Here is a 25,436-nt window from a genome sequence, read left to right as displayed (position 1 = left end):
GTGTCCATCTTATAGGGTACATTTTAAAGTTCAGTGAACTCACAAAAGGTCTTTTGTAAAAATTCGAAAGTTAGCATTCCATGATAACTTACTCACAACCCCATACATAGCAGGGGTTAAATGAGGTTATTACATCATGCCACCCATTCCACCCATACCGCCCATGTCAGGCATTCCAGCAGCGCCTGCAGGTTCTGGTTTGTCAGCGATAACCGCTTCAGTAGTCAGGAACATTGCTGCTACGGAAGCAGCGTTTTGCAATGCATAACGTGTTACTTTCGCAGGGTCAACGATACCCGCTTCGATCATGTTAACCCACTCACCAGTCGCAGCGTTGAAGCCTACGCCAGTTTGTAGGAACGTTATGCAGATTAGTCACTCTTACTATATTAAATTGATATACAATGACCACTTCTTTTACAAGTGCTAGCAACTTCAGTATAAAGCAGTGGTTGTTGGATGTAAACAATGAGTGTTATTCCACTCAATCGTTGCTAATGGTTTGGAAGTTACGTCATACACGATACGGTTTACGTTATCCACTTCGTTAACGATTCGCACGGAGATTTTCTCCAATACGTCCCAATGGTACGTGCCCAGTTCAGCTGTCATCCGTCGATGGACGTTACGGCACGAATACCTTAACCCGCTTCGCATATTGCAATGCAGAATGAGTTACTTTAGCTGGGTCAACGATACCTACTTAAAGGCACCAACAACTCTCAAATTAAGACCAAAGTACGGATTTAATCTCCAATATTTCCTTCATATACTTTTTGAATGCATCATTTTTCCAGAATCCCAGCCGAATCCCATCAATCCCTCTAGTCATCAGAATATAGTAAATATTCAATACAAATAAGGTAAACTCTTGTGAATTTTCAGGGCTTTCATCGTCACTCGAGAATTTTCCGTTTATATTATGGAAATTCCTTGAATTACCATATAAACGGCCTTTTGCGTCAACTTGAAGATCATTACCTACTAAAACACCGACTTTATTCAAATCGATCCCCTGAACTGCAAAGACGGAGCCGATCTGTTCTTCAGCATCAGCATCCTCTGAATAAATCCAATTTTCTTGAGTGGAATTCCATCTTCGTTTGATATTTCCTTCATGCCAATGAGTGATTGACAGGTCTTTGCCATCAGCCTGCTTCCAAGGTTCAACTAATCCACCTAGCACTCGGTTTATATGTTCAGGATTGAAATTCCTGTCTTCTTCTACCCAGTCAATCAGATTCTTCAAAGGTTCTATTTCAAAATATCCAAAATAAGCATCGGCATCACTGTCTTGAAACACAGCTCTATCAAATTCCGGGTTAAAATTTGTTTGTTCTAATAGACCTGTATCTTTATACAAAAGATATTTTATACCGTTTACGAAATCTTCTGATGTATAATTCTTTCCCGCTGGAGCTTGGATTCTAAATTGCGTTGTTAAGTATCTCTTTTCAAAGTCTTTAGTTGCCTCATTGAATTGTACACGTGTCATATTGGCAGGGCGAATAGCTTGTAATACGTCATACATTAACACGATTTGACGGCCTAATTTCTTTAAAGCCTCCAAGTGGTTCTCATCCTCAACAAATCTTCCTTTATACACTTTGTTAAAAGACGCCATTTGCTTAGGGAATTTTCTAGAAAGCTTATGAGATTCATCAACAATTACAACGTCATAATTTTTATCGGCATTAATCAGCTGTGTCGAGGTAGCAAGTTGCAGGTTACTGTTATTCATTCCATATACTCTAAAGATATCCTTTGCCGTTTTAATCCAATTAGGTTGCAAAACAACTGCTATTTGCTGATTAGGCTTTTCTTTTAACAGCTTAGCCACCAAATGAGTCAGCAATACGGTTTTGCCAGTCCCTGCATCGCCATTAATCACAAAGCATTTATCAGGATTCGATACAATCTCCTGAAGAATCTTCATTTGCTGGATTGTTATTTCTTTGATTGGGCTATATTTGACCAGTGCTCTATTCCGCAACTCCTCTAAAGTCGCTGTGCTTACCCATTCATTAGGATATAGCTCTTTTTCCCAAAAAGGCAGAACGACTTCTAGAGCAATCTTTTCTCGGCCTCTGTACTCATTCACGCTGTTGCCATTTGTCCGATTTATAATGTCATCATCATCATAATGAACCAGCTGCTTTTTAGAATTCGGATTATCAGCAATAAAGTAGGTAATTAGCTGGCTTTCTACATCATCTAAGGCTGAACCGTTGAAATAGACTGATATAAGAATAAATACTTGGTCAAATTCTGCAGTATTGAATTTTTCCTCTTTACCATTGTAGTGCTGCTTATTCCGCACAGTAAATTGTTTAGTTTGTCCAATATAAATCTTTTTCGAGTTCGTACCTTTGTAAATATAAATGACATTGCCGTTTCTAAGAATTTTTTGTACAGGCGGGCGTAGTTTATCGAAACCTTCCAATTCTCCATTTTTCACTTTCAATGTTATACAGTTGTACTTAGCCATTGCTTAATCTACCTCATCCAATTCATTATATTTCTTTTTTTGACCAAAGCTTTCGGGAACTGGATATTTCCGAGCATTTTTAATCAGTTTTTCTGCAATGATTTCATCCATATCAAATCCTAGATTATCGGCCAACATATAAGAGTAAATCAGTACATCTGCCAGTTCTTCTTTAAGTCGCTCGGGATTTCCCTTGGCTTCCTCTGATGTCTTCCACTGAAATAATTCTAATAATTCATTTGCTTCTAGAGAGATCGAAATGGCCAAATCTTTTTCATTATGAAATTGACGCCAGTCGCGCTCATCTCTAAATTGATTAATCCGCTGCATTGATACACTCATATTAATTTCTTTTCACACCTTCCATTAAATGTTTTCCTTGACTTTCCTAAGGTCTTCTTTTACATTTCGATTTCCAAGATTATTGCATCTCCAATTTTATTATAGCTGACGAGCTAATAACTAATTAAAATGGAAGATCATCGTCGTCTATTTCAATAGGCTCTGAGTCGTCCTTAAAAGGATCGTTAATCGTAGAAGCTCCATTGTGAATATCACGAGGAACTATTTCTGCCTCAAATGGGCTTACTAAATTATCAAATTCTATATTCAATTCCTCACTGACGGGATCCAGAGTGGTTAGATGTTTCCCCGTAGTATCTTCGCTTTCAGAAACTCCATTTCTAATATAATTATGCTTATTTATACTTATTTCATCCAAATCTTCTAACAGTTTTTCATGTGCATTTACTTCTAAAGATGACAAAGCAACTGTGATTGTCCGTAGCATTGAATTAGACTTACCAACATACTTGTATATTTGATTTCTATTTGATTTTTCATGACTAAGTAGTCCAACCATTGCGCTAATTATCAATTCTGGAGCGTGACCGCGAGCAACATTTTTTTTCATTTCAAGAAATCCATAATTGTTTTCAGGAATTTCTAGTATCAAGCATTTAACAATGTTTGTAACAGCTGGATGCCTGTAAATAGTCACCAATAAATTAGCTATTGACTCGTTCAACACAGTAAAATCAATAATAATCTTTGTAATCCAAAACAATTGGTATTCTGGTATAAAGGATTTATCAATATAAGTCTCAAATTCGGTTATAATTGAATCTGTAATCCTCATGTAGTTTCTTTTTAGATTATAATATAGATTTTTTGTTAGTTGAGGTGAACTATTCAAAACTAGTCTCGTAAGTTCTAATGTTTCTGCCTCCGTGGTCATTAATAGGGATAAGATAAGCTCAATATCTTCATCTTCGATGTTTTTCTCATTGTGAAGTAAACCGTGTAAAAATTCAGTTTCTTCCCCTGTTAATTGATCGATCTCATCGTCATCAAACTCACCAGTATATGAATTAATAGCCAATCTTCTCTTTTCTAGTAATGATGTCTTAACTGTTTCTATGTCATTTTCTGACTCAACTTCTCCTATAATAATACTTGTCTTTTCCTCATTTAGGCTCAAACCTTTCTCACCCAATATTTTTTGGACACTGAATATATCCTGTTTAATAGTTTCTTCACTATCGGAAAAGAAGTAGATATCATCCATAAAACGAATGATTTTTTCACTTTTTAGATCCCTAGAGGCTTCAATGAAACTAAGAAAATTACTGCCAATAACCTTCATAGGAAATAAACCTTGCGGCATACAACTCGTACTTCTTCCCTCATTGATTTCTCTTAAAAATTTCCCAATCTTCTCTGATTCCTGTTGATTTATTACCCTAGCTATGTAACTTACAACATCATGATGATATATGTTGTTGAAGAAATTAGAAATATCAATTTTCCCCATGTACTCAAACTGTGTTTTCAAGTAATGTAATTCCGATATAAACTCTCTATATTCTTCACTTTGAGAATTGTACGTGTCACCATTAAAGGTATAACCAAAACATTCCCGATCTGAATACTCCTGTTTTTGGAAACTGTTTCTATTTCTATAAACAAAGTCGTATATGAATATATAAGCAATAGGATCTAATTGAAAAGTTTGCCTATAGTGTTTTTTATCTTTCAAAGCATAGACCCAAGGTTGAATCAAAAAGTAAGATTGCGCTATTTCATTAACTTTTTGAATTTGCTTATTACTTATAACTTCGGACACCTTTGTATACTCGTCTTCACTCAAAATAGTTCTCATCCAAGTCTGAGAAAAAATTTCATTATTAATATACTTTAAGATGTCTTCTAATTTATATTTGGATAGAATAAGAATTGATCTCAATGGAAAAAGAGTTTTTTGAAAATCCTTCAATATGAAATCGTATACGCTATCAATACTACTCATAATCTCACCTCTACTCAGCAATTTTAAAGTATTAATAAATGGAATGGTATAATATCCAAATATAGTATTCTTATTTCTTCTACATCATTGGAATGATGGTTTCTAACTGTGCTTTCACCCAAAAATCTAATTTCATATAATTAGCTTTCAACTTACTAATAATATTTTTCTCTAAATCTTCGTCGTTATCATTAAGGTTCTGTAACAAGTATGTTGATAAATAGATTGCAGTTTCTCTCGGTACTCCCATTTCAATTAACCTTCGCGTTTTAATTCTATATGCTCCCATTTCAACAAATGATAAAAAATTATTTTCAGGGTGTAAAATATCAAAAATCGGTTTTAAAAGTGCTGGTAGTTTGAAGGATACAGTATTCTGCAAGGTACTTATTGTCTTCTCAATATTATCTGGATTTGAATGATATGGAGTATCTAAAATCTCACTCAGCGGAGTTTCCTTCAACCATTTATCTGCATTTATACAAAAAGATTGAATAAGATCAGGGTTATCAATATTTAGATATTTTACAAAATAATATTTATAACTTTTTTCCATAAGAGTTATAGCACTAAATAATTTGTGAACAACATTCTGATCCCTTGTGGTTATTGGAAGATTAAACGCATGTCTTTGTTTATACAACTTATCTAGGACAAGTGGGTCCCAGTAACGATTTGATATGCACACTTCAATAGGTACTTCTAACTTAGCAAGATTCCTACTAACTGAGTTCAAAGTATCCTCAGATAAATTTATACCAACCGTCTCCAAGTTTTTTTTTGATTTCGGTCCATACTTCAACACACAGTTTCTTATATATGGCAATAGATAAGAATATTTCATTTCGCTGCTAGGGGATATGTTATTTTCAAGACAATTAATTATTGCTTTTTTATTTTGATTAAATCGTTCAGAATAACCAATCTCCAGATCTTTAACAGTATCATCGAAAAATGTCAATTGCTCATCTTCATCAATAAAGGAACCTTCGTCTAAGATGAATGTCCTCCCAATAAAGTCTTTCAATAGCCTGCCAGCTCTCCCTCTAAGATTTGCAAACTCGTAATTTGACAATTTTGGAGATAAATCTTGCTTCTTTCTAATAAATAAATTTGGGTTTCTTATAATAACATTCTGAGCTGGCAAATTAACTCCTTGCATCAATGTAGTAGTACAAACAATATTATTTATAAGTTTATAACTTACAGCTTTCTCAATAACTCTTCTAACATGATGGGGTAGCCGTCCATGATGATAGACCACTCCTCTTCTTAAGGTCTTAACAACATCATAATTCGGATGAACGGTGGCTTCTATATACTTAATTAAGTTTATAACTTCCTTTCGATTGCTTTCCGGATATTCACTTATTAACGACAACGCCGTTTTACGCGATTGCGTAGTAGTAGGAGAGAAGATTATATTTATGGAATCTTCTCCAAGACCTTTTAATATAAATTTCAGATAATCGTGAAATGGTTGTTTATAAACTTTTTGGCCTAGTCCATTAATATTTTCAATATTTGTGATTACAATTGCAGTTGGCTCATCTAATGCATCCGAATACTGTTTTAAATAATACACTTCACCTTTTTTGTTAATTGAATATGTGATATTCACAACAGGAGATTGTGTAGTTTCTTCTTCTGCTGCTTCCTCGCCAAATATTTCTTCGGCTACATTTTGTATTTTATTTATCCTTGGGCCTGAAATAATTATTTTATTTGGCTTTGAGTTAATTCTAAACTCAATTAAAGAGTCATATAACACCTTTGAACGTTCTTCATCTTCACTTGAGGCTCTCTCTATATTTTGAATCTCATCAACTACTAACAATCTTAAATTAGCAAATGGATTATCTTTATGAGCGAAAGCCCCAATAGCCCTCTCTTGTGTTAAAACATAGATCGTTTTAGTATTGTCTGCTCCTTCATAATATGTATTCATTATTTTATAATCACTTAAGCCGAACTTATTTAACATCCCCCTATAATCTGAGGAAACTTGTGATACTAAACTCAGATTTGGAACAATATATACTAAAGTCCCTCCCTGACTCATTAGTATTTCAATTGATTTCAAGAGAATAGTAAATGACTTCCCTGCTGAGGTCGGAGCAGAGACCCCTATAACCTCATGAGAATCAATTTTATCCCATAAACCTTTTTGAAATTTGGTAAGCGAAAAACTTTCTCTTCCAATAGTCACTTCGTATTTCAATTTATTTATGGCTACAGCTATTTCAGAAATAAGACTATTAAGTCGATTATGTTTTCTTGATTCAAGGTCGTACTCATCATCGACCATATTAGCTGTAGGTGACAATCCGATTCTGGAAAGAACCACTAAAAAAAATTCTCTTAAACCTGTCCATTTATCCTTCTTATACTTCCATAGTAATGCACATAAAAGTGTTGTTAATTTTTGTGATTCTTCTACCTCTTCCCTTGATAACTCATCAATTAATCCTACAACTTCTGATAATTCTTCATCTTCTAATTCTGCTGGTGGTCTATTAATTAAGCCAAGTTGGTATGCAATATTTTCATGCTCAACAAGTAACATTCTCTTTATTATTTCAAGATTATGCTTTTCTACTAAATAACTAATACTCATAAAGAAAACTCTCCTATCTTATTTCACTCTGAAAGCTTTCCACAAGCTTATCGAGTTCCCAGACCGGGAATAGTATGTAACTTATTCTATTAAGAAGAGGTAGCGTTACTCCATCAAAAAAAGCTTTATCTAAATTATTACACTTATCTATTAAAACTCGTTCAATGTTAGCTTTAATGGCATCTTCGCTATCACCACCAATATGACCAGTTTCATTATACCCAACTAAACAAACCATATGAATCTCAGTATTTTTCAACACCCCTCGTTTATACTGTCTCGCTATTTCAACTAGTTGTTTATCTAAAAAATCATCATAGGTATATAAGCCTAATTCTTTTCTATGACTTGCATATGTTGATATTATACTTGTAACAGATTTCTCAAAAGCTTGCCTGAATCTATAGTTTCTCGTATAAATTTTCGACTCACCAAGAAAAATCAGATTTTTTCCATTTTCGTATTTATAATGAATTGCGTCAGAACCGAATCTTTCATGACCTGTAGAAGTAGTGATTGGCATTTTTCTCAACAAGGGAACCGCACGAAAAAAATGTTGGACGAAGTTGAATAGCAAGAGTTCACCAAATTGACCCTGAAGATTTAAATCTCTATCATCACGATCTCTAAAATACTTTAAAGCGATTTTTCTTAATTTTGATTGAGCATTCTGAACTGTTCTGTTCTCTTCTTTAATAAAAACATCATTTATTATTGATTTAGATTTTTCGTCACTATAAACCCATTCACAAATTGTATTAACTAGCTCCTCTAAAAATTCTTCGCGAAATTCTTGCAAATCAACATAATTAATACATGTTCCAAAATGATTTTTGTCAGGTAACAAATTAAAGCTTTGATTAAATATGTGGACATGATTCATAAATGACTCAGTATGAGTCAAAAGGTGTTCAACGCCGTGTATTTGAGTAGAATTGATAGTCATTCCTGGCCCCCTTTTTCCGTAAATAAGATTAATTAAGTAAGTCTTATTTCCTAGATTATTGAGTTGTATAGCAAAAATATACCATATTCTAGCTACTTGTGTCGTCTAATTGGTTTTACAAATTATAGGACTGTACAAAATAACTATCAAAAAAAATCAATTCGTTCATAAGTGGAGGTCGGATTACTGAGAGAAGGTGTACGGGGGCTATTGGCAGAAAAAGATTCGACTTCAACTGTAATCTCTCCCCCCCCTTATACGACTCCACTTTTCCCATAATATTATGGATAAAACCTAATAACGTTAATTAGGAGCCACGGCATGACTAAAACAAAGAGTGTATTACTACGTAAACAAACAACGTTACTTATTTCACAGGGTTCAATCTACACAAAAAGATGAAACACCTCTTCGTATCCTAAAATATATTTGTTGCTTGCTGGGAGCATGTCATTCTATCCTAAGTTATAGTTATAATATAAGTGTATTTTTAGATGAGGAGTGATTTTATGATATTATCTACTCTTGTTAATCAATACGAAAAGAACATGGCTAGTTACGAAGAATGGAAGTTGAGTGATTTTCGAAGTAAATATAAAAAAATAGAGGAACACATCAAAGATGCCGTTTGGGGTTATTTACCTAACCGTAAACGTGACTCTCACCAAGCGCAGCTTGATAAGGGTGTACTTGAAGAGGTTACCCAGCAGTTGCTTGACCAAGCAATAATAGATCAACTTAATCAGTGCAATAGTTTTGATGAAATTCTTATTGTCATTTACCGTATCAAAATAAAAGGCTTTGGTGCGCTGTCAGTTTATGATACGGCATTACGCCTTGGTGCATATTATCATTTATACCCGGATGTTGTTTATCTACATAGAGGTGCAGAAGATGGAGCAAAAAGGTTATTGAATTTAACCCCATCTGATAAGAGGATTAAATACTTTTGTAATGATAGCAACTATCCTTATTTACCAAAGGAATCTTTTCCCATTGAATTACAAAATCTGACTGCCCACCATATTGAAAACTTCTTATGCAGAATGAAAGAAGATTTAATTCTACGCTCTTGACAAGGAATATAGTTAAACAGCATTTATACGAGAGAGCCTTCTCGTGTCGTCGAGTGGGCTTTTTGACGTTTATGGAGTCGAATTTAACGGTCAGTTGCCGAGGGGATGTGTTAGTGGGTTTGAAAATCACAAAAATTTGTTTTCATCTGTAAACCATCCCCTCCCCTTGTCAGGTCTTTTCATATAATTGTGATTATGTGAAAAGTGATAACAAAGTGTGACTCGCATAACTCTCTTTTAAAAACTTTAAACAAATCCAAAGGTTTAAGGCTCCGTCCTTGTATTTTCATTGAGGATGCAAGTATCGCTTTCGTATCGCATAAAAATTTATACGGAAGTTTTTTCACAACAGTTCGGAGGACAGGTAGAGGGAGAACTCTTATCATATCAAGCCCACCCAAGGGTTTGTAGAAGTATCTCCCTTTAGGTTTAGCTATACGAAAACATCAACACTCCACATCAAAAGTAAAAACCCTAAAAATATGTTACAACAATCCCAACGCGTTTGAAGACCTCTAAGATCGATTTGTTGCCCCACACTCTCCATCCATTCTATTTATATCTTGCAATGGAATGTAGACCCACTTCTGTTCGTCTAATACGCCTACTAAATGAAACGCGTCCTATGTGTCACATAAAGAGTCACTCAACTAAGTAATAGTGCACAGTTGATTGTTGCGAATCGTTAAAGAAATGTGACGTTAAAAGTGCATTTTCTAAAAGTAAGGAATTTCGCCCCTCTATCATAAATATAATGTTATATATATATTATAATTCTATTTAAATAAGAGGGGCGAAATTCCTCACTTTTGGGTTTTGCACTATTTCCAGAACCTAGAAAAGTGCCGCGGTCCTTTTTAAGGCGCTACACGCTGTCCTCATATCAATCCCCTCCTACTTATCTCCTAAAATCATCCTGAATAATCTTATCCACTAGACATGTTCATGACCAGGCTATGGAAAAACAATGGTGCAAACCTTCTATTCAGAAAAATTCTTTGCCAAAAGGCTGAAATACTCAATCAAGAATCACTATTTAAAGTGAACCACCTTCAGAGATGTTTCTGAAGGTTTTATTTTTTCTTGTTAATATCACAAGTTCACGAAGATAAGAAAGGGAGTTGATTTATATGAATGACAAGGATTTGCGAGAAGCATTATTTAACGTACATAAGAGATTCGGAACGCCAACAGCTTTTATAGCTCATAATGTAGGAGTTTCAAGGGAGCATTTGTCTCGGTGGCTGCACAATGAGTCATATGTAATCTCAGATCGGCTAAAAACAAAACTCAAAGTGTTCACTAATAGAATGATTTAGAAAAACAGCATACAGAAAATGCCTATGAGTGCGTTAAAAACTCATAGGCATTTTCTTGTATAAATATAGTAAAAGGGTGTGTGATTGAATGAGTAACGCTACAATTATCCAAACAAAAAATGATATATTTATTGGCTCTGATACCGCTACTTCGGTTCAAAGTAATGGAGCACTGTACAGAATCGATACGAAGGCAGTAAAGCTATACCAGGTAGACAATAGAATGATTTTTTGCAGTGGTGAATTGAATTTCTGCTACAGTGTCATGGAACAATATCAGCAGTTAGTAAACAGAGGCATTGAACAGCTAAGAGAACTTATCCTCCATAGGTATTCTGGACAGGTCATTGAAATTGTAGTTTGTGAGCATGATGGAACACAAACTATAGTTAATCAGTTATCACCATATAATGACTTCATACCAGTGATTTATAGTAATATTCCTTTAGGTGGAACGAATGTTCTAACCGCAGGAATTAAGACCAAAGAAGCGTATGAGGTTGCTTGCACACACATATTTCAGGGTCAAACTGTTAAGGAAACCTATGCAAGAGTATTCGACAGCATTGCATATGAAGGCATTGGTGGGGAACTTTCTGTATTTAGAATAAATAAAGAAGGAATACAAACCTACCTCACACATCATATTAAAGAGCCACAAAACTTAAAAATGTTTAACGTAAATGTTCTGTCGAATTATTTCAATAAGAACTTAATCGTAGGCGAACGCATTTACGGAAAAGTTTTCATGGGTACGAATCTCTCACTCGAAGATGAGGACGGTGTTCTGAAATTCCAAGGCTCCAAAGGTGAAATCTTTGATCGAAATGGCAGAGTTGTCATGAAGCTTGGTTTGGTCAACGAGAATCCAGATGTATTCGGACTCTGGTCATTCAATGATATTACAAGAGTTAAAGTTGATGATCGAGAAGGATTCGTTATTGATAGAGCTACAACCGATTTAACCAAACACCCTGATGGTTGGGAAAAGCTCATGTGGGCTGATCCAAGTGATGGAACATTATATACACATGATTTGGTTGCTCAGAACATTAAAATTGTTAACAACATTGGTGATGTTATTCTTGATTCCGAAAATAACTACTTAGATATCGGAGACTTCAAGAATATAGTAATGGACAACAAGCTGACCACTATGGAAAAGATGCAGATCATCACTGAACTGTACAAAATTGAAGCTGGATACCACAGAATGCTTGAGCAAGCTGATAAATACAAACGCTCCCAAAGAGATGATGTATTCGATATCAATGCTCAATTCTTTTCCAAGTCTCCAAGTACGATTGATCTATATTCAACTGACCCTTTGACAAATGCCTATTTTGCTTTGTTGAATTATATCTCTCAGTATATAGAAATCGTGACACAAGTACCTTTGAAAATAAATGTTAATTCCCCCAAAACGGAACAAACAAGCGAGGTTCCAGATCGTGCAGAGTTCATTTTGAAGTTCAAAACATATTATGACGAAGAGAAGAACCTTCGGAACAAAATTGAGGATGCACAATTTTACTCCGGTCTAAACATGGGACAATATTATAACAACGTTGTAATCGGTGAGTATGGATTCATTGCATTGAGAAACGATGGTAAGTATCGCTCAGTTTTGAATGCAACCAATGGTTTGGCGTTACAGAAGTGGGAAAACAACAAGTGGACTAATAAAGTGTATGCATCGATCGGAAACTCAAGTTACGAAGATGGAACTTTGATTGCTGAAGACTTGGTTGCAAAACGACTTCGTATTGAAACAAAAGCTGGAGGTGTTCTGCTTGATGCAGACGCACTCAACTTTGACTTTAGCGTATTGGATTCTATCATTCTAGATGACGTGATTATGTCTCAAGAGAAGATCGTGTTAGCTAATCAGTATAAGACTATTACCGAACAGTATGTGACCCTAAACGAGCAAATAAATCGGTACACAACCAGCATTTATAATGATAGGGATTCTTCCTACTACGGTCTGGATGATGCCAGAAGTCAGTTACAAGCTTCTGGTAGTGAATTAGTCTCATCTTATAATGCTCTAAACTCATACATGAATCCAGTGTTTGCAGACATGAATAAAACAACTCATATCATAAACGACCTTCGTTCAACTCGCTTTCAGTTCCATTCAGTTTGGGAGAATTTCTTCAAAGCATACGAAGGTGCCAGAGCGAAACTTGCAGACTTCCTTGAGAAGTCTTCTTTGCAGTTGGGTCGAAACTACAATAACACAGTTATAGACGCCGAGAATGGCATTGTGGTGACGAGAGGTAACATGATGAATCGAACCACATTGAATGCAACAGAAGGCATTAAGATTGAGAAGAATGTTGGTACTGCTGGAAGTCCATTATGGGAGAAGCGATTCTACGTTGACCTTGAAGGCAATCTGTTCGCTGATGAGCTAAGTACAAGAAAGCTGAGAATCCTCGATGCTAAACTTGGAGATGCAATTGTATTCGACTGGCTTGATGGTATCACAATTAATGGTAAGAATGGCGAACAAATTCGTTTAAATGCCAATGAAGGTATTGCTATTGATGTTAATGGTGAACCAAGATTTTGGATTAATAAGGATGGCTCTCTGAGGGCAAAACGTTTAATCATCTCAGAAGATGATGTTGACCCAGTAAAACTTTCTGATGGCTCCTACATCTCCCAATTGACGGTATCTTCTGTTCGCACACTAGAAAATACAAACAAGCAGGATTATGTTTGGGTTAAAGATCAATTTATCAAGTTTATCTCAGGAAACGGCACAAGTATCGACGAAGAGAAAATGGCTCTTTATTTAGATAACCCGACAGGAAGTCTGAATGGCATACCTACAATTAAAATGGGTTTAGGTAGCAATACATTAAATGATAACGAGGTTGGTTACATTATCAAAGATAACGATGCATTCAAATTTGATTATAAAGCGACTAACGGAAACCGTCGCAGACTTTGGTTTAATCGCGATGGTTCAGATGGAGTTATCCTTGAATCTATTGGCGATAACCTCAAACTTAAATCTGACACGAAGATAACGCTTGAAGTAGATTCGAATAATTATATAGAAATTACTCCACGTGGCATAAAGATTGTTGGAACGAGAATTGATCTGAATTAATTATATATGAATGCAAAATCCCTCTTTCGTTGTTCTATAACAAGAGAGGGATTACTCTTTTAGCATATTGTAAGTACCTGAAAAAAATTTAATCTAAGGCGACTACATATTTATCTCCACAAAAACTTGCTTCTAATGAAATATGAATTAAATCAATAAGAATAAGCATTTCCCCAACTGAGTAATTGCTTCTATATTAACAACCAGTTGATACAGTTCTCTACGCGAAATCATCTTATATTTGAGCCACAGCAATATTTTCGCTAGATCACTTGATTCCGAACAAAACAATCGTTCAAGCACTTTCCTTTTATCGACTAATTCATGTGCTGAGTTGTAAGCTTCTTCAAAATCATGGTAATCAGCAAATGACTGCTTGTCCTGCATGAGCTTCTTAAATTTGTATACAAGCAGCAGACTGGTTATTCTCCCCTCTTCCTCCTCATTTTTTAGAATGAAGTTATAGAATGTGTACAATGTTTCTTCATCTACTATAATGTCACGTAGATCGCGTAATATTCTACCTTTAAACCCTAATTCCAATAACAATCCACTTATTGTATCAACTTCGATTCCGACCATTTTTTCCTCCTAATATTGGTTTTGGCAATAGGAAAGTAAGGATATGTATATACAATCCTTTAATAAGATGATATAATCGTTTTACGATTATAGTCGTTTAATGACTATATGCTATATACCCACTATAAGACTATAGACGTTTAATGTCAATAGTCGGTTTTTAATACACTTGGGAGGAATAAATGTGGATAGTACGTACACCTTGATTTGTAATTTGAAAACGATTCTCGAAGAGAAGAATGTTACTGCATATAGACTCTCCAAAGACACAGGGGCACGTATAGGAACTATTTACAAAATGGTTGATGGAAAAATCGAGGATGCGCGATTTCCTACGACCTTATTAGCTAATATCTGTGGTTATCTAAGTATTACAATGGTTGAACTCTTCACTGTTATTCAAATTGAAAAGACTGTGGAGGAGAAATAATGATCTCAGACAAAATACTTGCTGAACTCGGAGTTGTAAAAAGCGAATCAGGAGCATTCATACCGAAAGATTTTTGTTTAGTATCTCTGCTCAATTGGTATCAAACGGATAGTACGCTGACTGACGATCAACACCAAGCTATTACGGACTTCCTATTCCATCTTGAGCTTGACTTGGGGATTTGTGACGGGACAAAAGAGGAGTATTTAAAACAGAGGATTGTTGAAGTAGATTGAAATCTGTTACTAAGTATTAAAACGCCTCCAGTTGATCTAATCTACTGGAGGTGCTCCCTTTTATTCTTGAATAGAAGTTACAATACCCTCTTCTAAATATACATATCTACTGTTACCATATACCCACTGCTCACTTACACCATATTTAGTAGTGGTTCTATTCACAGTATCTGGTTCCCCCCATAACTTTGAATTTTTTAATTCTTCTGCTGTCATTCCAATGTAAACTTCAACGTATCCATTCGCCTTGTTATTCTCGTTAATTGCTTGATTCGATCTAGCTTCTAATAGACTTTTTAAATTTCCTGTCATGGTACTCATTCTATTTAATCCAATTTCATTAGCTTCTAAAAGTTTCAGGACTTTAGAGTGAACTGATAGAAACTCATTCTGGAATGCTTCCAATTCTTCTAATGACGGTCTTTCTAAAAATAAATTTGAGTATGATCTCATTACCTCTAGAAATTTATCACCTTTAATACCACTTGACTCAATAGTTTCAATAGCTTCATAGTACATTTGATTATCTATCATACACAGAACTTGATCTTTAAGTGATAAATCTGTATTACATAAAGCTTCTTCCTCCGTAATTCCATACGTTTCATCAATATTATCAATTACTTGCGATGAATTCTGCGAATTACCACATGCAGTAAGAAAAACAATAAAGAATAACACAATAATTCTCTTCACCTATACTCCTCCAAATCGTTCATATAATCATTTCAATTAAAGTTCTGTTTTAAGTAGAGTAAATGAGACTTCCTTCTCACCTAAGCTCATTATGAACAGCGTGGTTTTATGTCATCTGATCTTAATAAATTTGAATGTATCAGAACTCTATGAAAGGAGAAGGGATACACTCAGTAATTATTATCGGAAAAATCAGGTTTTCACATTACATCATTTCGGATATGGAACGTGGCGCACATATCATATAAATGAAAACATTGAAAAAAGTGCTTCCCACGTGGGATTTAGTTGATTTAGTACTATGAAAATTTTCAGAATGATCATTAGAGGAAATTAAGTTAGTGTTCCGCATTGCTAACGATGTTCTGAAGATTTTCAATAACTATAAAACTCATACATCCACTCAAATTTGAATGGATGTATATAGTAAACTTTCTTAAGAAGTAACTGTACATCCAACTCTCAAAGCCCCTAAGCCTTTAAAGACGTTCTCTAATTCAAGACTAACCAAGCATACAAAGCAAGCTTTAACGTGTATCACAGCTCGTTCTCCATTCGCTCCTGAAAACCTCTACAACAAAGCTTCAAGTTGCCTATCATTACACTTTGTAAAGAATCCAAAATGTGCATTGACATAATCTTCTGTAGAAACTTTGTAATGCGTTCTATACGATCTACATTTTACTTAGTCATCATCATCATCATCGTACATGGCATCTATACTCGACTGTTGATACTCTTCACTTTCCAAATGGAAGGGTTTGATTCTACTTTGTTCGTATTTCGACGTCACTAATCTATCTATCAATTCATTACTAGATAGTAACTTCAAGAAATTCTTTTGATCTATCAGCTTCCTCTCAATCTTCCACATTAATTTTTCAATAGCAATAAGTCGTTCATTAGTAATAGAAGAAGCTAAACTTACATTTTCAGATAATATTCTAACCTCTTCTTGGAGCTGCTTAATTTTTTCTTTAATAACACTGTCATCTTCCATGATTTCACCTCATTTATTTTCAATATTAGGAAACAATTTATCAAAGACACTACTAAGTCTCATCAATGCATTAGCTGTACTTTCTGAAAAAAACAATTCATTACACATTGTACATCTAGCTTCCTGCAAGGATATTGATTTGAAAACAATCCCGCTCAATTTTACATTAACTTCAATATCAATAATTGGAACTTCATTATTGCCGCACATTGGACATTCAATTATATCACTACTTCCATAATCATTGTTTTCTCTGTGTTCTTGATACTTTTCTTTTCGTTTCTCAATACCAACTTCCCCGTAAAGAATCCCCCATATTTCTTCTACACTTTGAAGAGGATCTGTCTCTTGCTCATCTATATAACCTTTGTATATTTCATCATATTCGTTATTCTCTGCTACAAATAAAAAGTCATATGCTGTCGATTTAGTTCTGTTAGCTTTTGAATGTCTTGCTTGTTGTTTATTATGTTGATCTCTAGTCACGCTTGATTACCTCCTTGTAAATAAAATTCCGATTTTATTTAGTTATTGAAAGTTATCTCCTTATGGGAGAGTTTTTAAATTGACTTTTTTTATACCTAAAACAAGAGTTTCTTCATTTGTTTCATTGCATATCAGAGAAATAAGAATGGATGGATTCTGTTTATAACCCACTAGGAAACTATAAAAACCAAGCCCTTTTGTATCAGTCAAACCAGAAAATCCAGTAATGTCCTTCCCTTCCTTTCAGCCAAACACTAAGAAAAACGCAGTCTTCTCTTTCGACGATATCAACTTCAGTTTGTCCTGTTAAAAGTTTTAGCGTAGTTAAACTTCTATGTTCATTAGTTAAACCAAGAAATTCGCCTGATTCCCTGACTTGCTGGACAGCCATTAAATAATCTTTTCTTCTGGTAAATATCTTGCCAACAGCGGGTGTTTTTGATATTTCTCCTATAAACATCTGATCCCCATTAAAAAAGTTCAAACTACTGTTTTTCTTATTATTTCCCATGTACAACTCAGTCCTTTCAAGATTACTGTTATTGGGATTTAGTTTTTATGCCCGCTAGAGCCACCTCCTTATGGTGCCAAAGAAAGTAGCGAACCAATAATCCAAATAAAAAAGCAGAGAAGCTATAATAGCCTCTCTGCTTTTTCACAAACATATAAGTTAGATTTGAAATATAGGTATATGAAACAATTCATATTCGCTCATCTCTTTCTTTTAGCATGCATATAACGACATGATAGCATAGATACTTTAAAATTACTATATTTTGTTAAATAAGCATATAATTTAAAGAAACTAAAGAAAGTACTGTATACTAAAAAGGCCTGCCGCGGCAAACGCTCCGCGTTTGTCCTTGTCCACGAGTCGTTTCGCTACGCTCATCGACTCGCATGGTTATTACTCATATTATGTTTACTTACACTTTCTCTTAAGGATTCGATTTAAAAACCCTTATGTTTATTGGGTTTTTCTTATGCACTTAGGCAGTACTATTGCCTAGTGTGTTAGAGATGCCAGTCACTTGGTGGTTCGTTAATAATCGCATTCATTGGGGCTTCTTCAAAATCTTCACTAGTTAAATACCTTTGTAATAATCCCCGCATTCGTCTACTAGGGATATAAATATTTATTGGTTTATTTTCACGAATGCGACTTCTCCAAATCCATTGTATAAGTTCAGACAATGCCCAAGCATCAGCATCTACTGTAATGCCATTCTGTCTAAAAAAACCTGTTTCTATCGGTCTCATATACCTATTTGCTAAATATACTAGATTATATTTTTCTCTATATTCATTCGTTGCTCTGGACGTAACTGAAATATAAGAATCTGCGTATGATTTTGGGGCAACAAGCTTCTTAATCTTTTCCTTACTTCCACCTTTAAATGTTGTCCAAAGTGCATTAGTGTTATTTGCCTTTCTTTTATTTGTTAGATAGTTATATGCATTGTTCTTTAATTTTTCAAAGTATTTTTTATTTTCAGCATTTCCAAACCAGCTATACGACAGAGCACTACTTTTATTTCCAATATCATTTAGATCACCTTCATATATTGCCATCTTCTCAGCCAGTAAGGTCTTATTTAATTTTTTCCTACTTTCATATGGTACAAGATCGTAAACTCCACTTGAAAATACAACAGATAAATATTTATATTGTAATTGGTATAAATCAAAATAATATCTTTGAAGTTGCCCTTTAAAGAGATATGTCAGTATATAAACATCTTGGAATAAGCTGAAAATTTCAACTGGGAAAGACCATATTAAGGCTGAATTTTGATAATGTAGTAAAGAATTAGATAGGGCCATCCTCTTTATATCATTGAATCTACTTTCGTGGTTTAAATGCTCATGCCATTGAATGTATTCTAATCCATTCTCTCTCTTCTCAAAACTTATTGCTCCAGCTTTCTTCAATAGCTCCAAGTCATTTTTCTTTAATTCCACTTGTTTAATGACATTCAGCACCTCGTCTAGTATAAGAATATATTTATTATTTTGAAGCAATTTTCTTGTGTGATCATCTGATCTCATAAACAAATTGTGTGTAGTACAAATATCCTTTCCTTCGCCAAGTAATCTGTGTAAATCATCTAGTTTAGTGTCCCCATGTTTATCATGTGGTTCATAAAAAGTTCTGTTTACTACTGATTCTTTGACTCTAGTAACCTCATCAAGAAATGGTGTCACATAAATAAACTTGTATTCATCAAGTGGAACAGAGTTCATATACTGAATAGCCCACGATGTTTTACCATATCCGCATGGAGCATCGATAACGTTTATTGTTGTCATATTACATCTCTCCTTTAATATACTTATTCAACTTAGTCTTTAAACTGTCAGAGACCACACATGATTCGTTGTTCAACCATTTAGAGAGATGCTTTCGCGAGATTCCTATGTTGTAAGCAACGAAGGTAGTTGATTTCCCATATTTCAGCTGTAGTCTCTGTAATGCTCCCCTTAATTTCTTGTCATTCATAACCATCATCTCTCTTTCATAATTTTGTGAATCTGTGATATAAGGAACAAAAATAAAAAAACTCCGATTTCTCGGAGTCATTCGCTTTATATAGTGTTTTTTTAGAGATTAATTACTGGTTTTTGGATCACATTTAATTTTTGGAGCGGTTTCAGTTTCGTAATGTTTGAAATTCCACGAAACTCTTTCGTAGCCTTTCGTGGAATACGAGATTTTTTAGAAAAGTTTCGTAGTGTTTTAGTTTCGTAAAGTCTGAAACTCTACGAAACTCTTTCTTAGTATTTCGTAGAGCACGAGCTTTTTTAAAAGAGTTTCGTAATTGACTAAATAGATATTTAAAGAATCCATAGAAAGATTCTAATTATCGAATCAAAATGCTGTCCCCCTTTCGTATCGCGAAATATCAATCTAGAGAATTAGCGTGTATTAGTTCGGGGCTATTATTGGGCATGGAGAGTCAATTTCGACTGTAAACCACCCCCGAGTTCAAACCTCTCTATTATAGTTATATAAATGTACTTTAATATCCACGCATCATAAAAAAAATTATACATATCAAAAAATACTAACCAACAAGAAGGACTGAATTTTCATGAAATAACAAGCAAAGTGGTAAACTTAAAGTCAGAGACGGAAAGAAAACAGCCATAGACAAAAAGCAATCCCTTTATGTCAACATGATCAGAAAGAAACTTTATCTGCTATGAGAAGTAAAGGGGACACTCACAAGACCTAACGTATAAGCTTTCACTTTCATCCATTTGAGCCCTATCAGCAATAAAGCATAAATGTGATCAGGACACTTTAGTGGCTTTAGAATCCATTCTGGCACGTCAAAGGGTAATGAAACCAATTTCTTAGTTCATCTTTATTGAATACTATTAAAGTCATATCTGTAGTACAACATAATCTCTCTCGAACACTAATGCTCCTCCTCTCTTATATAAAAAGAAAATATCCTATATATACTTATATAAGAGCAGAACAAAATCACACAAAATAGCCAAAAAACTTATTTAATCAAATATCTAAATTGTTAAGTGGATTAAACCGATCATTCTGTTCCCTAAGCTCATTCCCCCACATAGCTACATATTTCATCGTCACCGATATATTTTGGTGCCTCATTAGTTTCTGAATTGCAAATGCACTCATTCCCGACATGGCAAGTCTATGGCAGAATGTATGTCTGAAAGTATGAGGCGATACACGAACATTCGGAAAGTTCATTTTCTGACGAAGATACTTAAACATTAGCATTAATGAATTTTCCGTAAGTTTAGTATAATCACGCTTGGTAAAGACAAATTCATTCCCTTTACCCCAATGTTGTTTACAATAGGTTCTATAAGCCAGGAATTCCTTCGTCAGCTTACTTGTGAGCGGCAGCGTCTCTCGTCTTCTAGTCTTACCAAAAACTGATATGGACTGATTCTCTAAGTCAATATCCGACCATTTTAACCCAATCAACTCTCCACGTCTTATTCCCGTTCCCAGTATGGTTACAATAATCATGTAGTCTCGATAAGCACAGTAGCTTTTCTCTCTCCGCTTAATTCTTCGATAGAAATTCAACATTTGATTGATCTGCTCGTCACTAAACACTTCAATTTTTACATCTTCCTTGAGTAACTTAACCTTCTTAGCTGGACTGAGTTTAACAACTTCACATTCAACCATATAGTTAAAAAACGCTCTAATTCTCATCAACTTAGTATTAATAGTGCCTGCATTATTTCCTTTGTCTTGACACTTCAATAAGTAACTTCGAATGGTCGAAGTCGTAATATCCTCTACATTAACAACTTGGTTCTCATTGCAATACTCAACAAACTCGCCCAGCATAGTTAGGTAATTACGGATGTTCACTTTCGTTGTGTTTTTAAACTTACGATCATCCAAAAAATCCTGAAATGCAAATTTCAACAACACAAAAACCACTCCTTAATAAGATATTAAGAAGTGGTCATTGTATCATTTATAATTTGTAACAGTGACTGCTTCACAAACCCTCAATCAAATTGACCGAAAATTTGCTCTGCTAGACACATGAGATAAGGTCAATGACCTTACATCATGCCGCCCATTCCACCCATACCGCCCATGTCAGGCATTCCAGCAGCGCCTGCAGGTTCTGGTTTGTCAGCGATAACCGCTTCAGTAGTCAGGAACATTGCTGCTACGGAAGCAGCGTTTTGCAATGCATAACGTGTTACTTTCGCAGGGTCAACGATACCCGCTTCGATCATGTTAACCCACTCACCAGTCGCAGCGTTGAAGCCTACGCCAGTTTGTTCTTTTTTCAGACGTTCCACGATTACGGAACCTTCTTCGCCAGCGTTAGCTGCGATTGTGCGGATTGGTGCTTCCAAAGCACGCAGGACGATGTTTACGCCCGTTTGCTCGTCACCGGACAGGGCTACACCTGCAACCGCGTTATATACGTTCATGAGCGCTGTACCACCACCGGATACGATACCTTCTTCAACCGCAGCGCGAGTTGCGTTCAGGGCATCTTCGATGCGCAGTTTGCGTTCTTTCAATTCTGTTTCAGTAGCCGCACCGACTTTGATTACTGCTACGCCGCCGGACAATTTAGCCAGACGCTCTTGCAGTTTCTCTTTGTCGAACTCGGAAGTTGTTTCTTCCAGTTGTGTACGGATTTGGCTTACACGTGCATCGATATCGGATTTGTTACCAGCACCGTCAACGATGATTGTGTTTTCTTTGGTTACACGGATTTGACGAGCTGTACCCAGTTGTTCCACAACAGCGGATTTCAGGTCCAGACCCAGTTCTTCCGTGATCAATTGGCCACCAGTGAGGGCAGCGATATCTTGCAGCATTGCTTTACGACGGTCACCAAAGCCAGGAGCTTTAACAGCTACAGCGTTGAATGTACCACGCAATTTGTTCACAACCAGCATCGCCAGTGCTTCGCCTTCGATATCTTCAGCGATCAATACAAGCGGTTTGCCTTGTTGAACGATTTTTTCAAGCAAAGGCAGGATTTCTTGCGTGTTGGAGATTTTTTTGTCAGTGATCAAGATGTACGGGTTGTCCAAAACAGCTTCCATTTTGTCCGTATCCGTGATCATGTATGGAGAGATGTAACCGCGGTCGAATTGCATACCTTCAACCACTTCAAGCTCTGTAGCGAACCCTTTGGATTCTTCAACCGTGATTACGCCGTCTTTACCCACTTTTTCCATAGCTTCAGCGATCAGTTCGCCTACTTCTTCATCAGCTGCAGAGATTGCTGCAACTTGTGCGATGGATTGTTTGGAATCAATTGGTTTGGAGATGGATTGCAATTCAGCTACCGCTGCTTTAACTGCTTTGTCGATCCCTTTGCGGATACCAATTGGGCTAGCGCCTGCAGTTACGTTTTTCAGACCTTCTGTAATCAGCGCTTGAGCCAATACAGTTGCAGTTGTTGTACCGTCACCGGCAACATCATTTGTTTTGGTTGCTACTTCTTTAACCAGTTGTGCACCCATGTTCTCGAATGCATCTTCCAGTTCGATTTCTTTAGCAATCGTTACACCATCGTTCGTAATAAGCGGGCTTCCGAATTTTTTCTCCAGAACCACGTTACGACCTTTAGGACCGAGTGTTACTTTTACTGCATTAGCCAATGCATCCACACCACGAAGCATGGAGCGACGAGCGTCTTCACTGAATTTAATGTCTTTAGCCATGTTAAGAAAACCTCCCTAGTTTTTGTTGTAAAATGGTACTGCTATATGGTTCGGTTAACCGATTAAATTTGAATTAGTCGAGAATCGCGTGAATATCGCTTTCTTTCATAATCAAATATTCTTTACCTTCGAACTTGATTTCTGTACCGGCATATTTGGAGAAAATAACGCGATCTCCTTCTTTCACTTCCAGAGCTACACGTACTCCGTCTTTCAATACTCCAGCGCCAACAGCAATAATTTTACCCTCTTGCGGTTTTTCTTTAGCGGAGTCCGGCAGTACGATCCCGAAAGAAGTTGTTTGCTCTTGCTCCAGTGGTTCTACCAATACGCGTTCACCTAAAGGTCTGATCATGAAAAATAGCCTCCTTTTGAAATTATATAACGTTACATTGTAGGTTGTAGCCATATGTATTAGCACTCGACAGTGTTCAGTGCTAACAACCAACTTTATGATACTTCAACTTGAAGCATGATTTCAAGTCCTTTTCATGAATTCCTGCGAGATTTTACGTTGTATTTACACCGACCCGACCAATTAACACCCGTTTTGCCTGCGCAAATGTCATAAATATCATATAACTTATTCCACAGAATCCATTGGTCCTCCTGCAACGTTCTCAGGCAGCCCTTTTCCATTGTATCCATTGTTAAACATAATATGCCTGCTTGTCCCGTCCATCTGATTATATAAGCTGTAATATAATCTGTTGCCCTTATGACCCGGGTAAGAACTAATCGCCTTATTCCGGGCCGGGCATCATACAAGATAATTAACCGTTTCAAAAGGGAGATGAAGTTTCTCTCTTGTTATACTACACTCTGCTTATCCTCGGCACGGATGTAACGTGATTCAGCCTCTGCATCAGCTGCAAGCTGTTTGCGATACACAAAGCCAGACAGAAACACGCTGATCTCATATAACAGAAGCAAGGGAATCATCACGAGAAAATCGGATATAAAGTCAGGCGGCGTAACAACAACCGCAATGAAGATCAGGACAAAGTACGCGACTTTGCGCATTTTGCGAAGCCGGATTGGGTTCAATATCCGGAGTCCTGTTAGGAACATAATGATTAACGGAAGTTCGAACAATAGCGATACCGGCAGTACAATTCCAAACAAAAAGCTGAAATACTGCTTCATTCCGTAGGTTTCGACAAGCCCCATTTTTTCCGTAATCGATGAAGTAAAAGAAAGTGCCATCGGGAAAACAACGTAATACGAGAAAGCCAACCCGATCAGAAATAACAGAAATACATAAGGTACATACTGCAGCGTGGCTTTCCGCTCACGAGGCCGGAGACCTGGACTGACAAACTTCCAGAGCTGAAACACCGTAAATGGCAGCGTAATGACCAGTGAGAACAGACCAGCAATCTTCATGTAGATCCCAATTCCGTCCCAGAACGAGAATGCATGCAAGACAAAACCCTGAGCGGTCTCAGCCTTCGTCAGATATTGATACACTGGATCCGCCACCAGAAAACCTGCCACCAGCCCCAAAATAAAAATGCTCAACACATAAATCAACCGCTTGCGCAGCTCACTCAAATGTTCTGTAAGCGTCATTTCTTCCTTCTGCTGCGTCATGCCTGCCCCCCATTGTTGCCAGCTTAAAATACAAAACCCTTCCGGCAGGAAGGGATTTCTCTTTCATTGCCGTCAAAGTTATTCCGGCAGGCGTTTATCCTCAGGCTTGTCTGCTGATGCAATCTCAGAGGCCAGCGGCTTCGCCTTTTCCTGCTCCTTGCGACTGGATGAATCATCATCCGAAATAATCTCACGTGCGCCTTCTTTGAATTCACGGAAAGTGCGTCCGACTGCCCGCCCCAATTCCGGAAGCTTGTTGGGTCCAAACAAAAGCAACGCGATAACGGCCAGCAAAATAAAACCTGTTGGTCCAATGGAACTAAACATTGATATT

The 25,436-nt window shown here is 36.2% G+C and carries 21 protein-coding genes and 2 pseudogenes; 4 read left to right on the top strand and 19 right to left on the bottom strand.

The window, feature by feature from the left end; all coding sequences use genetic code 11:
* Nucleotides 1–129: 129 nt before the first annotated feature.
* The 7 genes and pseudogenes from AMS66_RS25805 to AMS66_RS25780 all read right to left on the bottom strand — a co-directional run.
* Nucleotides 130–354: pseudogene (locus AMS66_RS25805) on the bottom strand (TCP-1/cpn60 chaperonin family protein); the annotation flags it as partial.
* 81 nt (nucleotides 355–435) lie between these two features.
* Nucleotides 436–641: pseudogene (locus AMS66_RS32035) on the bottom strand (GMP synthase (glutamine-hydrolyzing)); the annotation flags it as partial.
* An 86-nt stretch (nucleotides 642–727) separates the two neighbouring features.
* A complete protein-coding gene (locus AMS66_RS25800; protein WP_053783500.1) occupies nucleotides 728–2,488 on the bottom strand; it encodes a DUF2075 domain-containing protein in 1,761 nt (586 codons plus the stop codon).
* A 3-nt stretch (nucleotides 2,489–2,491) separates the two neighbouring features.
* Nucleotides 2,492–2,830 (bottom strand): nucleotide pyrophosphohydrolase, encoded by a 339-nt coding sequence (locus AMS66_RS25795; protein WP_082350903.1) that lies wholly within the window; start codon nucleotides 2,828–2,830, stop codon nucleotides 2,492–2,494.
* Nucleotides 2,831–2,954: 124 nt separating this feature from the next.
* The gene (locus AMS66_RS25790; RefSeq protein WP_053783498.1) at nucleotides 2,955–4,796 is read right to left on the bottom strand and encodes an RNA-directed DNA polymerase; all 1,842 of its coding nucleotides are present in this window, start codon (nucleotides 4,794–4,796) and stop codon (nucleotides 2,955–2,957) included.
* A 79-nt stretch (nucleotides 4,797–4,875) separates the two neighbouring features.
* Nucleotides 4,876–7,413, bottom strand: a complete 2,538-nt coding sequence (locus AMS66_RS25785; protein ID WP_053783497.1) for a DEAD/DEAH box helicase — start codon at nucleotides 7,411–7,413, stop codon at nucleotides 4,876–4,878.
* A gap of 13 nt (nucleotides 7,414–7,426) precedes the next feature.
* Nucleotides 7,427–8,359 (bottom strand): HamA C-terminal domain-containing protein, encoded by a 933-nt coding sequence (locus AMS66_RS25780; RefSeq protein WP_053783496.1) that lies wholly within the window; start codon nucleotides 8,357–8,359, stop codon nucleotides 7,427–7,429.
* 509 nt (nucleotides 8,360–8,868) lie between these two features.
* On the opposite strand from AMS66_RS25780, the gene AMS66_RS25775 reads away from it, so the two are divergent.
* Nucleotides 8,869–9,435 (top strand): hypothetical protein, encoded by a 567-nt coding sequence (locus AMS66_RS25775; protein ID WP_053783495.1) that lies wholly within the window; start codon nucleotides 8,869–8,871, stop codon nucleotides 9,433–9,435.
* Between the two features lie 1,407 nt (nucleotides 9,436–10,842).
* A complete protein-coding gene (locus AMS66_RS25760) occupies nucleotides 10,843–13,878 on the top strand; it encodes a hypothetical protein (protein ID WP_053783492.1) in 3,036 nt (1,011 codons plus the stop codon).
* A gap of 147 nt (nucleotides 13,879–14,025) precedes the next feature.
* Here the strand turns inward: AMS66_RS25760 and AMS66_RS25755 are convergent, their stop codons facing one another.
* Entirely contained in the window at nucleotides 14,026–14,460 is a 435-nt protein-coding gene (locus AMS66_RS25755) for a hypothetical protein (protein WP_053783491.1), read from the bottom strand.
* Between the two features lie 184 nt (nucleotides 14,461–14,644).
* Between AMS66_RS25755 and AMS66_RS25750 the strand changes: the two genes are divergently transcribed.
* Both AMS66_RS25750 and AMS66_RS25745 read left to right on the top strand, forming a co-directional pair.
* Nucleotides 14,645–14,890, top strand: coding sequence for a helix-turn-helix domain-containing protein (locus AMS66_RS25750; protein WP_053783490.1), 246 nt, complete (start codon nucleotides 14,645–14,647; stop codon nucleotides 14,888–14,890).
* Nucleotides 14,890–15,126, top strand: coding sequence for a hypothetical protein (locus AMS66_RS25745; RefSeq protein ID WP_053783489.1), 237 nt, complete (start codon nucleotides 14,890–14,892; stop codon nucleotides 15,124–15,126). The genes AMS66_RS25750 and AMS66_RS25745 overlap by 1 nt, the downstream gene beginning before the upstream one ends.
* Nucleotides 15,127–15,186: 60 nt before the next feature.
* Here AMS66_RS25745 and AMS66_RS25740 read toward each other — a convergent pair whose 3' ends face one another.
* The 11 genes from AMS66_RS25740 to AMS66_RS25690 all read right to left on the bottom strand — a co-directional run bounded on the left by AMS66_RS25740 (nucleotide 15,187) and on the right by AMS66_RS25690 (nucleotide 25,429).
* The gene (locus tag AMS66_RS25740) at nucleotides 15,187–15,822 is read right to left on the bottom strand and encodes a hypothetical protein (protein ID WP_053783488.1); all 636 of its coding nucleotides are present in this window, start codon (nucleotides 15,820–15,822) and stop codon (nucleotides 15,187–15,189) included.
* 685 nt (nucleotides 15,823–16,507) lie between these two features.
* Nucleotides 16,508–16,822, bottom strand: a complete 315-nt coding sequence (locus AMS66_RS25735) for a hypothetical protein (protein WP_053783487.1) — start codon at nucleotides 16,820–16,822, stop codon at nucleotides 16,508–16,510.
* 9 nt (nucleotides 16,823–16,831) lie between these two features.
* Nucleotides 16,832–17,308 carry a hypothetical protein gene (locus AMS66_RS25730; protein WP_053783486.1) on the bottom strand — a complete coding sequence of 159 codons (477 nt, stop codon included), beginning with the start codon at nucleotides 17,306–17,308 and terminating at the stop codon, nucleotides 16,832–16,834.
* A 60-nt stretch (nucleotides 17,309–17,368) separates the two neighbouring features.
* A complete protein-coding gene (locus AMS66_RS34165; RefSeq protein WP_236703630.1) occupies nucleotides 17,369–17,518 on the bottom strand; it encodes a hypothetical protein in 150 nt (49 codons plus the stop codon).
* Complete coding sequence (locus tag AMS66_RS25725; RefSeq protein ID WP_053783485.1) at nucleotides 17,511–17,819, bottom strand: hypothetical protein; 309 nt, start codon at nucleotides 17,817–17,819, stop codon at nucleotides 17,511–17,513. Before AMS66_RS25725 ends, AMS66_RS34165 begins: the two co-directional genes overlap by 8 nt.
* Before the next feature lie 503 nt (nucleotides 17,820–18,322).
* On the bottom strand, nucleotides 18,323–19,618 hold the full coding sequence (locus tag AMS66_RS25720) for a hypothetical protein (protein ID WP_053783484.1): 1,296 nt from the start codon (nucleotides 19,616–19,618) through the stop codon (nucleotides 18,323–18,325).
* A 1,210-nt stretch (nucleotides 19,619–20,828) separates the two neighbouring features.
* Complete coding sequence (locus AMS66_RS25710) at nucleotides 20,829–21,740, bottom strand: tyrosine-type recombinase/integrase (RefSeq protein ID WP_053783482.1); 912 nt, start codon at nucleotides 21,738–21,740, stop codon at nucleotides 20,829–20,831.
* Nucleotides 21,741–21,877: 137 nt separating this feature from the next.
* Nucleotides 21,878–23,509: a chaperonin GroEL gene (gene groL, locus AMS66_RS25705; protein ID WP_053783481.1), complete on the bottom strand. Its 1,632-nt coding sequence runs from the start codon at nucleotides 23,507–23,509 to the stop codon at nucleotides 21,878–21,880.
* Between the two features lie 73 nt (nucleotides 23,510–23,582).
* Nucleotides 23,583–23,864 carry a co-chaperone GroES gene (groES, locus tag AMS66_RS25700; protein ID WP_024630746.1) on the bottom strand — a complete coding sequence of 94 codons (282 nt, stop codon included), beginning with the start codon at nucleotides 23,862–23,864 and terminating at the stop codon, nucleotides 23,583–23,585.
* A gap of 455 nt (nucleotides 23,865–24,319) precedes the next feature.
* A complete protein-coding gene (tatC, locus tag AMS66_RS25695; protein WP_053783480.1) occupies nucleotides 24,320–25,102 on the bottom strand; it encodes a twin-arginine translocase subunit TatC in 783 nt (260 codons plus the stop codon).
* A gap of 78 nt (nucleotides 25,103–25,180) precedes the next feature.
* Nucleotides 25,181–25,429, bottom strand: coding sequence for a twin-arginine translocase TatA/TatE family subunit (locus AMS66_RS25690; protein WP_053783479.1), 249 nt, complete (start codon nucleotides 25,427–25,429; stop codon nucleotides 25,181–25,183).
* Between the last annotated feature and the right edge of the window lie 7 nt (nucleotides 25,430–25,436).

This window comes from Paenibacillus xylanivorans, assembly GCF_001280595.1.
GTDB classification, from domain to species: Bacteria; Bacillota; Bacilli; order Paenibacillales; family Paenibacillaceae; genus Paenibacillus; species Paenibacillus xylanivorans.
This window is presented reverse-complemented; position numbering and strand designations above follow the sequence as displayed.